This is a genomic window from Ruegeria sp. ABV4_181, assembly GCF_056158465.1.
In genome coordinates this window covers 1,806,709-1,818,552 of the sequence record NZ_JBSWTI010000002.1, presented here as the reverse complement: position 1 = coordinate 1,818,552, position 11,844 = coordinate 1,806,709, and the positions used below count along the sequence as shown (strand labels likewise).

13 protein-coding genes and 2 tRNA genes are annotated in these 11,844 nt (G+C 60.5%); 12 read left to right on the top strand and 3 right to left on the bottom strand.

Annotated features, from left to right (window positions below; genetic code table 11):
* Positions 1 to 15 precede the first annotated feature (15 nt).
* From ACXAC3_RS09015 to ACXAC3_RS08990, 6 genes are all read left to right on the top strand, one after another.
* Positions 16 to 1,173, top strand: coding sequence for an alpha-hydroxy acid oxidase (locus ACXAC3_RS09015; RefSeq protein WP_475158943.1), 1,158 nt, complete (start codon positions 16 to 18; stop codon positions 1,171 to 1,173).
* A 124-nt stretch (positions 1,174 to 1,297) separates the two neighbouring features.
* Entirely contained in the window at positions 1,298 to 4,735 is a 3,438-nt protein-coding gene (locus ACXAC3_RS09010) for a pyruvate carboxylase (protein ID WP_475158941.1), read from the top strand.
* A gap of 81 nt (positions 4,736 to 4,816) precedes the next feature.
* Positions 4,817 to 5,200, top strand: a complete 384-nt coding sequence (locus ACXAC3_RS09005; protein WP_475158939.1) for an MAPEG family protein — start codon at positions 4,817 to 4,819, stop codon at positions 5,198 to 5,200.
* Positions 5,201 to 5,551: 351 nt separating this feature from the next.
* Positions 5,552 to 5,626: transfer RNA gene (locus ACXAC3_RS09000), tRNA-Gly, on the top strand.
* A gap of 33 nt (positions 5,627 to 5,659) precedes the next feature.
* Positions 5,660 to 5,734 (top strand) — tRNA-Gly (locus tag ACXAC3_RS08995).
* A gap of 83 nt (positions 5,735 to 5,817) precedes the next feature.
* The gene (locus ACXAC3_RS08990) at positions 5,818 to 6,684 is read left to right on the top strand and encodes a GNAT family N-acetyltransferase (RefSeq protein WP_475158935.1); all 867 of its coding nucleotides are present in this window, start codon (positions 5,818 to 5,820) and stop codon (positions 6,682 to 6,684) included.
* On the opposite strand, the gene ACXAC3_RS08985 is transcribed toward ACXAC3_RS08990, so the two are convergent.
* Positions 6,681 to 6,920: an Lrp/AsnC family transcriptional regulator gene (locus tag ACXAC3_RS08985; protein WP_074735480.1), complete on the bottom strand. Its 240-nt coding sequence runs from the start codon at positions 6,918 to 6,920 to the stop codon at positions 6,681 to 6,683. The genes ACXAC3_RS08990 and ACXAC3_RS08985 overlap by 4 nt on opposite strands.
* Positions 6,921 to 7,074: 154 nt before the next feature.
* Between ACXAC3_RS08985 and hisB the strand changes: the two genes are divergently transcribed.
* On the top strand, positions 7,075 to 7,662 hold the full coding sequence (hisB, locus tag ACXAC3_RS08980) for an imidazoleglycerol-phosphate dehydratase HisB (RefSeq protein ID WP_475158930.1): 588 nt from the start codon (positions 7,075 to 7,077) through the stop codon (positions 7,660 to 7,662).
* Positions 7,663 to 8,301 (top strand): imidazole glycerol phosphate synthase subunit HisH, encoded by a 639-nt coding sequence (hisH, locus tag ACXAC3_RS08975; protein WP_475158929.1) that lies wholly within the window; start codon positions 7,663 to 7,665, stop codon positions 8,299 to 8,301.
* A 4-nt stretch (positions 8,302 to 8,305) separates the two neighbouring features.
* Here hisH and ACXAC3_RS08970 read toward each other — a convergent pair whose 3' ends face one another.
* Positions 8,306 to 8,707: a DUF2147 domain-containing protein gene (locus ACXAC3_RS08970; protein ID WP_475158927.1), complete on the bottom strand. Its 402-nt coding sequence runs from the start codon at positions 8,705 to 8,707 to the stop codon at positions 8,306 to 8,308.
* A gap of 134 nt (positions 8,708 to 8,841) precedes the next feature.
* Here ACXAC3_RS08970 and hisA point away from each other — a divergent pair, with 134 nt between their 5' ends.
* Positions 8,842 to 9,561 (top strand): 1-(5-phosphoribosyl)-5-[(5-phosphoribosylamino)methylideneamino]imidazole-4-carboxamide isomerase, encoded by a 720-nt coding sequence (hisA, locus tag ACXAC3_RS08965; RefSeq protein WP_475158926.1) that lies wholly within the window; start codon positions 8,842 to 8,844, stop codon positions 9,559 to 9,561.
* Here hisA and ACXAC3_RS08960 read toward each other — a convergent pair whose 3' ends face one another.
* Positions 9,562 to 10,008, bottom strand: a complete 447-nt coding sequence (locus tag ACXAC3_RS08960) for a DUF302 domain-containing protein (RefSeq protein WP_475158921.1) — start codon at positions 10,006 to 10,008, stop codon at positions 9,562 to 9,564. It abuts the gene before it with no gap.
* 118 nt (positions 10,009 to 10,126) lie between these two features.
* Between ACXAC3_RS08960 and hisF the strand changes: the two genes are divergently transcribed.
* From hisF to ACXAC3_RS08945, 3 genes are all read left to right on the top strand, one after another.
* A complete protein-coding gene (hisF, locus tag ACXAC3_RS08955; protein WP_475158920.1) occupies positions 10,127 to 10,888 on the top strand; it encodes an imidazole glycerol phosphate synthase subunit HisF in 762 nt (253 codons plus the stop codon).
* Positions 10,885 to 11,202, top strand: a complete 318-nt coding sequence (locus tag ACXAC3_RS08950; RefSeq protein ID WP_475158919.1) for a phosphoribosyl-ATP diphosphatase — start codon at positions 10,885 to 10,887, stop codon at positions 11,200 to 11,202. The genes hisF and ACXAC3_RS08950 overlap by 4 nt, the downstream gene beginning before the upstream one ends.
* A 74-nt stretch (positions 11,203 to 11,276) precedes the next feature.
* Positions 11,277 to 11,843 carry a hypothetical protein gene (locus ACXAC3_RS08945; protein WP_475158917.1) on the top strand — a complete coding sequence of 189 codons (567 nt, stop codon included), beginning with the start codon at positions 11,277 to 11,279 and terminating at the stop codon, positions 11,841 to 11,843.
* Position 11,844: the final 1 nt, after the last annotated feature.

Sequence of the window (11,844 nt, the reverse complement as noted above, 5' to 3'; positions counted from 1 at the left end):
GTCGGATCAATTCACATGGACCTGCACAGTACATTCCCCGGCATTGCCGATTTGAAACGCCGCGCGCAGCGCAGAATCCCGCATTTCGTCTGGGAGTATCTGGCCAGCGGCACGGGCAACGAAGCCACTCTGCACCGCAACAGGGACGCGCTGGACCGCATCGGATTCCTGCCCTCGATCCTGCATGGGCCAATCAACTGCGATACCAGCACGCGGTTTCTGGGCCAGGACTACCTGCTGCCTGTTGGCATGGCGCCCATCGGAATGTGCGGGCTGATCTGGCCCGGCGCGGAAATACTGCTGGCGCAGGCCGCCGCCGCAGCGGGATTGCCCTATGTCCTGTCGACGGTGGCGAGCCAAAGTCCCGAGGAAATGGCCCCTTTTCTTGGTCCGAATGCCTGGTTTCAGCTTTACCCTCCGAGGAACCCCGAGATACGCAAGGACGTGTTAAGCCGCGCAAAATCGGCGGGGTTCTCGACGCTCATCCTGACCGCTGACGTACCGGTCGCATCCCGGCGCGAGCGGCAGACTCGCTCGGGCCTGACCAACCCGCCGCGACTGACCCCAAGGCTGCTATTGCAAGTCGCGCAAAGACCCGGATGGGCTCTGGGAATGGCGCGGCGCGGTATGCCGAGAATGCGGACTTTGGACAAATACATCGACGGCGACAGCGCTCTGCCGCCGACCGCTCATATCGGATACCTGCTGCGAACCTCGCCGGACATGGAATATGTAAAGTGGCTGCGGGACGCATGGGACGGTCCGTTTGTCGTAAAGGGCGTGATGCGGGCCAAGGACGCCGAGCGGCTGCAACAGGCGGGCGTCGACGCGCTCTGGGTTTCGAATCATGGGGGCCGGCAATTCGATGGCGCGCCGGCCAGTATCGAGGTGCTTCCGGCGATCCGCGCGGCGACGAATTTGCCGCTGATTTTTGACAGCGGCATCGAAGGCGGCCTTGATATTCTGCGCGCCAGGGCGTTGGGGGCCGATTTTGTTATGCTTGGGCGGGCTTTCCTGTATGGTCTTGCCGCATTGGGCGCGCGCGGACCGGCCCATGTCATCGATATTCTGCGGCAGGATATGACGGCGAATATGGGACAGCTGGGCGCGGAAACGCTGGATCAGTTGCCACCGATCGAGACACTGATTGATGCCGCAACGCAGCACGTATAGAAAGATAGCGCTAACAGAAGGCGTTTGCGAGCGTTAACATGCCGGTTCTACCCAGAACGACTGATATACGAGCGCGTATTGTCCGCCTATGAACACGGCCAAACAAGTAGGACCGGGACCTGACATGACCGACTTCAACAAGATCCTGATCGCCAATCGCGGCGAGATTGCCATTCGCGTGATGCGCGCAGCCAATGAGATGGGAAAACGCACCGTTGCCGTCTTTGCCGAGGAGGACAAGCTGGGCCTGCATCGTTTCAAGGCGGATGAGGCATATCGCATTGGCGAAGGGATGGGGCCGGTTGCCGCCTATCTTTCGATCGATGAAATCATCCGCGTGGCTAAAGAATGTGGTGCAGATGCGATCCACCCGGGCTACGGCCTGCTGTCCGAGAACCCGGATTTCGTGGATGCCTGCGTTCAGAACGGCATTACCTTCATCGGCCCCAAGGCAGAAACCATGCGCGCCTTGGGTGACAAGGCCAGCGCCCGGCGCGTCGCCATCGCGGCCGGTGTGCCAGTAATCCCTGCGACCGAGGTACTGGGCGACGACATGGACGCGATCCGCAAGGAAGCTGCCGAAATCGGTTATCCCCTGATGCTGAAGGCCTCCTGGGGCGGCGGTGGACGCGGTATGCGCCCGATCCAGTCCGAGGATGAACTGGAAGAAAAGGTTCTGGAAGGCCGCCGAGAGGCCGAAGCCGCGTTCGGCAATGGAGAGGGGTATCTGGAAAAGATGATCACCCGCGCCCGCCATGTCGAGGTACAGATCCTCGGCGATAAACATGGCGAGATCTATCACCTCTACGAACGCGATTGCTCGGTCCAGCGCCGTAACCAGAAGGTCGTTGAACGCGCCCCTGCGCCGTATCTGTCCGAAGAACAGCGCACCGAGATTTGTGAGCTGGGTCGCAAAATCTGTGCCCATGTGAACTATGAATGCGCGGGCACTGTCGAATTCCTGATGGATATGGAAACCGGCAAGTTCTACTTCATCGAAGTGAACCCGCGCGTGCAGGTTGAACACACCGTCACCGAAGAAGTCACAGGCATCGACATCGTTCAGGCACAGATTCTGATCGCCGAGGGGAAATCACTGGCCGAGGCCACCGGCGCGGCCAGCCAGGCTGACGTGCAACTGAACGGCCACGCCCTGCAAACGCGGATCACCACCGAGGACCCGCAGAACAATTTCATCCCCGACTATGGCCGCATCACTGCCTATCGCTCGGCCACCGGTATGGGCATCCGCCTGGATGGCGGTACGGCCTATGCGGGCGGGGTGATCACGCGGTATTACGACTCGCTGCTGACCAAGGTCACCGCCTGGGCCCCCACGCCTGACAAGGCGATCAGCCGTATGGACCGTGCCCTGCGCGAGTTCCGGATCCGCGGCGTCAGCACCAATATCGACTTTGTCATCAACCTGCTGAAACATCCCACGTTCCTGTCGAACGAATACACCACCAAGTTCATCGACACGACGCCGGATCTGTTCACCTTCAAGCGCCGCCGCGACCGGGGCACCAAAGTCCTGACCTACATTGCCGACATCACGGTGAACGGGCACCCAGAAACAAAGGACCGGCCCGAGCCGCGTGCCGATCTGAAAGAGGCCAAGCCCCCCGCGCTGAAGGCCGAACCCCAGATGGGAACCCGCAACCTGCTGGAGCAGAAAGGCCCGCAGGCCGTGGCCGACTGGATGAAGGCACAGCGGCAGTTGCTGATCACTGACACCACCATGCGCGACGGGCATCAGTCGCTGCTGGCGACCCGGATGCGGTCGATTGACATGATCAAGGTGGCACCCAGCTATGCCGCGAACCTGCCGCAGCTTTTCAGCGTCGAATGCTGGGGCGGCGCGACCTTCGACGTGGCCTATCGCTTTTTGCAGGAATGCCCGTGGCAACGCCTGCGCGACCTGCGCGAAGCGATGCCGAACCTGATGACGCAGATGCTGCTGCGCGGCGCGAACGGGGTTGGTTACACCAACTATCCCGACAACGTGGTGCAGGAGTTCGTGCGTCAGGCGTCGCACAACATCGACGTGTTCCGCGTATTTGACTCGCTGAACTGGGTCGAAAACATGCGCGTCGCGATGGATGCGGTCGTTGAGAACGGTAAGATCTGTGAAGGCACAGTATGTTACACCGGCGATATCCTTGATCCGGACCGCGCCAAGTATGACCTGAAATACTATGTCGGCATGGCCAAGGATCTGCGCGATGCAGGTGCACATGTGCTGGGTCTCAAGGACATGGCCGGCCTGCTGAAGCCGGCCTCCGCCAAGATCCTGATCCGCGCATTGAAAGAAGAGGTCGGTCTGCCGATCCATTTCCACACGCACGACACGGCGGGCATCGCCAGCGCGACCATTCTTGCGGCCTCTGAGGCCGGCGTGGACGCGGTAGACTGCGCGATGGACAGCTTCAGCGGCAACACCAGCCAGGCGACGCTGGGCACCGTGGTCGAGGCGCTGCGCCATACCGAGCGGGACACCGGGCTGGACATTAAGGCAATCCGCGAAATCAGCGACTATTTCGAAGTGGTGCGTGGCCAATACGCAGCCTTCGAATCCAGCCTTCAGGCCCCGGCGTCCGAGGTCTATCTGCACGAGATGCCCGGCGGTCAGTTCACCAACCTCAAGGCGCAGGCGCGTTCGCTAGGGCTGGAGGAACGCTGGCACGAGGTGGCGCAGATGTATGCCGATGTGAACCAGATGTTCGGCGATATCGTCAAGGTGACGCCATCCTCGAAGGTTGTCGGCGACATGGCGCTGATGATGGTCAGCCAGAACATGACCCGCGCGCAGGTCGAAGACCCGGATACCGATGTGGCCTTCCCCGACTCGGTGGTCGACATGATGCGCGGCAACCTGGGTCAGCCTCCGGGCGGGTTCCCCGACACGATCATCAAGAAGGTGCTGAAGGACGAGGCCCCGAATACCGCCCGCCCCGGCAAAGATGTGGCAGCCGTGGATCTTGAGGCCACCCGGACCGAGTTGTCGCAGCAATTGGAAGGCAAAGAGGTCGATGACGAGGATCTGAACGGATATCTGATGTATCCCAAGGTGTTCCTGGATTACATGGGCCGCCATCGGACCTATGGCCCTGTGCGCACCCTGCCCACGCGCACGTTCTTCTATGGCATGGAGCCGGGCGAAGAGATCACCGCCGAGATCGACCCGGGCAAGACGCTGGAAATCCGCTGTCAGGCCATTGGCGATACTGACGAAAAGGGCGAGGTCAAAGTCTTCTTTGAACTCAACGGCCAGCCCCGTGTGATCCGCGTTCCGAACCGGCTTGTAACATCGACCACACAGGCACGGCCCAAGGCCGAGGCCGGCAACGCGAACCACGTCGGCGCACCGATGCCCGGTGTTGTGGCCACCGTTGCCGCGGTGGCGGGGCAAGAAGTCAAGGAAGGTGATCTGCTGCTGACCATCGAAGCGATGAAGATGGAAACCGGCATCCATGCCGAACGCGACGCAGTGGTCAAAGCCGTCCATGTCCAGCCCGGCGGTCAGATTGACGCAAAGGACCTTCTGGTCGAACTGGAATAACCGGCCTAAACTTCTAGGATTAACAGGGCCGCTCGGACAACCGGGCGGCCCGTTTTTTGGCACCGCGGAGGGACACAGACCATGCTGACTATCACACCGATCTATGCGGCTTTGCTGGCAATTCTGTATGTTGCGCTCAGCGTCCGGGTCATCTTCCAGCGACGCGACGACAAGATTTCCTATGGCGACGGCGGCAGCTCAGCCATGCTCAAGGCGATACGGACACATTCCAATTTCGCCGAATATGCCCCTTTTGCGCTGCTCCTGATTGCCATGGCAGAACTGCAGGGCGCCGGCGGTTGGCTGGTCAATCTGCTGGGCCTTGGGATTCTCTGCGGGCGGGTGTTGCATGCCTATGGTTTCGGAAAGACCCCGCAGATCGTGATTCTGCGTCAGGCGGGCATGTCGCTGACCTTCGCAACGCTTCTTATCGCAGCCCTCGCGAACCTGGCGCTGGCCTTTTAGCCGGTCAAAATTACACCTGCTCCTACAGCCCGAACCCGCAAGGCTGAGACCGATCACCCCTTCAGAACCTCGGTGGCGATTTCTTGCGGGGGCGTCCAAACCTGTGTGGCCGCCGCATCAGCCCTGTCGGGTTTGTGCGAAAGGACCGTGGCCACCGCCATCAGCCCAACCAATAGTATGATTTTGTTTCGTTCCCTGGGTTTCACCGGCGGCCTCCAACAGTTTTCCTGCGTTTGGTGTTAGAACGGTGGCCGCAAGGATTTCCGTCGCAAAAAAGAAATTTGCCTAAAGATGCGTTTTTCCCCTTGCAGCTTTGCGCCAGAATTTATACTTCACGCCTCACTCAACGGCGCGGGCGTAGCTCAGGGGTAGAGCATAACCTTGCCAAGGTTAGGGTCGGGCGTTCGAATCGCCTCGCCCGCTCCATTGAGAGGTCTTCGGACCAACATAGTATCTGATGCGGGCGTAGCTCAGGGGTAGAGCATAACCTTGCCAAGGTTAGGGTCGGGCGTTCGAATCGCCTCGCCCGCTCCAGATACCACCTTCCTCAAACATTGCTGGTTTATTGGAATTTGTTGCGCCATGTTGGGGGCGCCACAGTATTCAGGACCTTGCTTATGCCGGATTATTCCATTCGCCCCCTGACGGCCACCGAACTTCAGCACGCCGTGGATTGGGCGGGGCGGGAAGGCTGGAATCCGGGTGTGCATGACGCTGAGTGCTTTCGCTCCACCGACCCCGAAGGTTACCTTGGCGGGTTTCTGGACAATGATATGATCGCATCCGTGTCGGCCGTGAACTACGATGACGCGTTTTCCTTTTTGGGTTTTTACATCGTCCGGCCAGAATTTCGGGGCTCGGGCCACGGCTGGGAGATTGCTAAACAGGCTTTTGCCCATTGCGAAGGGCGCAATATGGGGCTGGATGGAGTTGTCGAGCAGCAGGACAACTACCGAAAGTCCGGGTTTACCTTCGCCTACAACAATTACCGCTTTGGCGCGACGGTCAGGGACATCCTGCCGAAACTGGGCCAGGTCCTGGGCAACGGTGTCACCCAGCTTGACGAGGCCTATGAGGCGCTGAAGCGATATGACCGCAAGTTGTTCCCGGCCCGCCGCGACGCCTTTCTGGACAGTTGGCTAAGCGCCGCCCGCCATATCTCGCGGGTGTATACCGAAGAAGGTCGGATCAGGGGGTATGCAACGCTGCGCCCTTGCCTGTCGGGATACAAAGTCGGGCCGTTGTTTGCCGATGACGCGGGTATCGCGCAGGCCTTGCTGGCCAGCCTTTTGGCGGCCGTTCCGGCCGATCACGGCGCGCAGCAGGTGTTTATCGACATGCCACAGCCCAACAACGCCGCCTTTGCGATGGCGGCGCAACTTGGGATGGATAAGGTGTTCGAAACGGCGCGCATGTATTCCGACTATGAGCCGGATATCGACCTGAACCGAATCTTCGGGGTCACCACGTTTGAGCTGGGCTAGAATGCCTTGAACGTCATCGTGGTCAGAGATCGTTCGATATTCGGAATCACCAGCAGGTTTTCGTTGATGAAATGTCCCACGTCATCGGTTTCGGGAATGTAGAGTTTCAGCAGCAGGTCGTATTCGCCGCTGGTCGAGTAAAGCTCGGAATGGATTTCGCGCAGGGCGATCTCTTCCGCGACCTTGTACGTGGTGCCGGGTTTGCAGCGGATCTGGATGAAGACACAGGTGGACATGGGTCTGACCTTGTTGATTGAGTTGCCGGCAGGCTGGCATGGTGCGCGCGCCTGCGCAATCCCCTGCAACAGTTTGCCGTGAATGCCACGCTTGGTCTGGATAAGGCAGGCGATCCCCGTCTATAAGCGCCCCTGTAGCAAAAGGAATTCGCCCATGCGCAGCGCAAAGATCAGCCGCAAGACCGCCGAAACCGACATTTCGGTCGAGGTCAATCTGGACGGCTCCGGCCAATATGACAATCAGACCGGCGTTGGCTTCTTTGACCACATGCTGGACCAGCTTGCGCGGCATTCGCTGATCGACATGACGATCCGGGCCAAGGGCGACTATCACATCGACGACCACCACACGGTCGAAGATACAGGGATCGCGCTGGGTCAGGCTTTGACGCAGGCCCTGGGTGATAAAAAGGGTATCCGTCGGTATGGCGAATGCCACCTGCCCATGGATGACGCGCAGGTGCGTTGCGCGCTGGATCTGTCGGGCCGTCCGTTCCTGATCTGGAACGTCGATCTGCCGACGCCCAAGATCGGCACGTTTGACACCGAACTTGTGCGCGAGTTCTTTCAGGCGCTCAGCACCCATGGCGGCATCACCCTGCATATCGACCAGTTGCACGGTTTCAACAGCCACCACATTGCCGAGGCCGCGTTCAAGGCCGTTGCGCGCGCGCTGCGGCTGGCGGTGGAAACCGATCCGCGCAAGGCGGATGCAATTCCGTCGACCAAGGGCGCGCTGTAGATGCTGACTGCCATTATCGACTACGAGAGCGGTAACCTGCACTCGGCCGAAAAGGCGTTTCAGCGTATGGCGCGCGAGGTGGACGCGGGCGAGGTTGTCGTAACCTCGGACGCTGATGTTGTGGCGCGGGCTGATCGCCTTGTGCTGCCCGGCGACGGGGCTTTCCCGGCCTGCGCTGCCGAGCTTCGGGGCCACAAGGGCATCTACGACGCCATGGTCGAGGCGGTCGAACAGAAAGGGCGACCCTTTCTGGGGATTTGTGTCGGGATGCAGCTGATGGCCTCAACAGGCCACGAATACAGCGAAACCGACGGGCTGGGCTGGGTTGCCGGGGATGTCGTCAGGATCAAGCCCTCGGACAGCGCCCTGAAAGTGCCGCATATGGGCTGGAACGATCTGGTTCTGGAAAGCGTTCACCCTGTCTTTGACGGGGTGACCTCAGGCGATCACGCCTATTTCGTCCACTCCTACCATTTCCGGGTGACAGATCCGGCGCAGCGTCTGGCTTATGTGGAGTATGGGCAGGAAGTCACGGCCGTGATCGGCCGCGACACGATGGTTGGGATGCAGTTCCATCCTGAAAAAAGTCAGGACGTGGGGCTGCGTATGATCGGGAATTTCCTGATCTGGACGCCCTGAGCGGTTACTGTACCCGCGTCCAGTCTTGCCCGCGGCAGACAAGCCCACCGGCAACACAGCCCTTGACGGTCAGCTTGTTCTGGCTGTCCAGTGTCATTTTCGAGCTGTAGGTCTTGTCCCGGTCCGGGGCCCAGATCTTGCCGCCGCTGTAGTTGCCGCCGCCATCGGGCACCATGTCCCAGATGATCTGTTTGCCAAGGTTTTCATATTCCAACTGCTCATTTCCGTCTTTGTCAAAGGCGGTATCGATGGTGCCGCAAATCGCGCTACCGCATTCCGAAATCGAGACATGCAGATAGCCGCCGGTATCGCCTGGCTGAGTTTTCCAAAGCCCGTCAACCGGGTCGGCCGCGTATGCGCTGGTTGCCATGGCTGCGAAAGCTGCCGCGAGCGTAAGTTTCTTCATGGTATCCTCCCTGTTTGGAAGTCACTCTGGCCCGCTGGTGAACTTCGGGCAAGATTGACTTTGCGTCGCGTTGCATCCCCTGCCCGGCTTGTGCGATATCCCGCTCGGACAATACTCAGATAAGGCCGTCGCACATGATCCTTTACCCCGCCATCGACCTCAAAGACGGGCAGGCCGTGCGCCTGCTGCGTGGTGAAATGGACCAGGCAACCGTGTTCAACGACGATCCGGCCGCCCAGGCCCGCGCCTTTGTCGATGCCGGGTGCGAATGGCTGCATCTGGTGGACCTGAACGGTGCCTTTGCCGGCGAACCGGTCAATGCCGCCCCGGTCGAGGCGATTCTGAAGGCGTGCGACGTACCGGCCCAGCTTGGCGGCGGCATCCGGGACATGGCCACGATCGAGACATGGATCGAGAAGGGTCTGGCGCGGGTGATTCTGGGCACCGTCGCGGTCGAGAACCCCGATCTGGTGCGTGAGGCGGCCAAAGCCTTCCCCGGCAAGGTCGCCGTGGGGATCGACGCCCGCAATGGTATGGTCGCCACCAAAGGCTGGGCCGAAGAGACCGACGTTCAGGTCACCGATCTGGCCCGCAGCTTTGAGGACGCGGGCGTGGCGGCAATCATCTACACCGACATCAACCGCGACGGCGCGATGCAGGGCCCGAATATCGAGGCCACGGCTGCGCTAGCCCGCGCCGTGTCGATCCCCGTGATCGCCTCGGGAGGTGTCAGTTCGCTGGAGGACCTGATTGCCCTGCGGGACTGTGGCGTGGACCTGAACGGTGCGATTTCAGGGCGCGCGCTTTATGACGGCGCAATCGACCTGGCTACGGCCATTCGCGCCCTGAGTTGATCATTCCGCCGCAACAGATGTCAGCTTTGCCAGCGCGCCGCGCATCTTCTCGATGACCGGGGAGTTTTCGACATCGTCCAGCTCGTCCATGGTCTCTTTGGGGTCTTCATAGGCCAGCCACACCAGACCATCGGCATCCTCATAGGCCTGAACCTTCAGCGGCAGAAACAGACCGGCGCGCGGGTCGATCTGCATGGCCGGGGTTCCCAGCGCCGGGTTGCCGAAGATCAGCACCTGATTGGCCGGAATGGTTTGACCGACCTTTTCCGCGCCGGCGGCGTGATCTATGCGGGCAAAGACGGTCGCGCCGGCATTGCCGATCGCTGCCTCAAGTGCGTCCAGCGCCTCGGGAACGGATTTGTTGGTCTGGACTTTGATGATGTCGTCGGCCATGGCGGACAGTGCCCCTGTGAAGGTCAGAATTAAAGCCAGTATCAGTTTGCGCATATCGGAATTCCTTCTGTGAATTTCACCTCAGTTTTCACAGCTTTGCGCGCGCGGGCAATCACAAGTCTGGCATCGGCGGGGCTTTGCCGGTAGAGGTGCGGCCAACAAAGGAAGGCCGATGCTGAAAACCCGTATCATTCCCTGTCTGGACGTCGCCGATGGCCGCGTGGTCAAAGGCGTGAATTTCGTTGGCCTGCGCGACGCGGGCGATCCCGTGGAATCGGCCAAGGCTTATGACGCCGCCGGTGCCGATGAGATCTGTTTTCTGGACATCCACGCCACTCATGAAAACCGGGGCACCATGTTTGACGTGGTGCAGCGCACGGCCGAGCAATGCTTTGTGCCCCTGACCGTGGGCGGCGGCGTGCGTACCAAGGATGACGTGCGCGCCCTGCTGCTGGCGGGGGCGGATAAGGTCAGCTTTAACTCGGCCGCAGTGGCGAACCCGGATGTAATTGCCGAGGCGGCAGACCAGTTCGGAAGCCAGTGCATCGTCTGCGCTATCGACGCCAAAACCGTCAGCCCGGGCAAGTGGGAAATCTTTACCCATGGCGGGCGCAAACCCACAGGCATCGACGCGGTGGAGTTTGCCCGAACAGTCGTCGCCAAAGGGGCCGGAGAAATTTTGCTGACCTCAATGGATCGCGATGGCACCAAGGCTGGATTCAACCTGCCATTGACCCGCGCCATCTCGGATGCCGTGGACGTGCCGGTGATCGCGTCGGGGGGTGTTGGCAATCTGGACCATCTGGTCGAGGGCGTGACCAAGGGCGGGGCCAGCGCAGTGCTGGCAGCCTCAATCTTTCATTTCGGTGAATACACCATCCGCGAGGCCAAGGAACACATGGCCGCTGCTGGTATTCCAATGAGGCTGACATGAGCATTCTTCACGAACTGGCGGCGATCATTGCAGACCGCAAAGAGGCGGACCCTGATTCCAGTTGGACCGCCAAGCTTTTGGCCAAGGGCCCCGAGAAATGTGCTGAAAAATTCGGTGAAGAAGCCGTCGAGGCCGTTATCGAGGCGGTCAAGGGCGACAAGGCGGGGCTCACGTCCGAGGCTGCGGATGTGCTTTACCACCTGCTTGTCATGCTGGCCGCGCGCGATGTGGAACTGGAGGATGTGCTGGCCGAACTGGCAGAGCGGCAGGGCACCAGTGGGATCGCCGAAAAGGCCGCGCGCCCCAAGGGTTGAGCAGGCGGGTTCCGTCCTGAAACCTTGCATTGTATAGTCGGGGACCGATGTAACAGGGATCGAAGGACGCGGGAATGATCAGAGCTCTGGCCTGTTTGCTTGCCGTTTTGACGTTTTCGGCGTGTTCAGTCCCGCCCCCCTCTACCGGAGACGAGGTTCAGCGCCTGGCAAGCGAAATCCGCGGCCTCGGCCCTGACATCGACCCCGAAGAAGCCGCTCGCGCGGCCCGCATCGCCTATTCCTATACCGCGCAGCTTGCGCAGGAATACGAAATCACCGACCCGCCACTGATCCACAACGCCAAGGTAAACAAGGGCCTGCGCCCGCGTGGTCTGTGCTGGCACTGGGCCGAGGACATCGAACGGCGACTGGATCAGGAAGGGTTTCAGACGCTTGAGATGCACCGCGCCATCGCCAATGCAGACAACCCGTTTCGCATTGACCACAGCACCGCCATCATCAGCCGGAAGGGTGAGACGATGTATGACGGCGTGGTTCTGGATCCGTGGCGCTATGGCGGGGTCCTGTTCTGGTCGCCGCTGGTTGAGGACACAAAATACGACTGGGTACCGCGCGATGTCGTTCTGGAAAAACGGCGGCTGGAACAGGTCGCCCGGTTGAAACCACTGCCGGCCCCGTGAC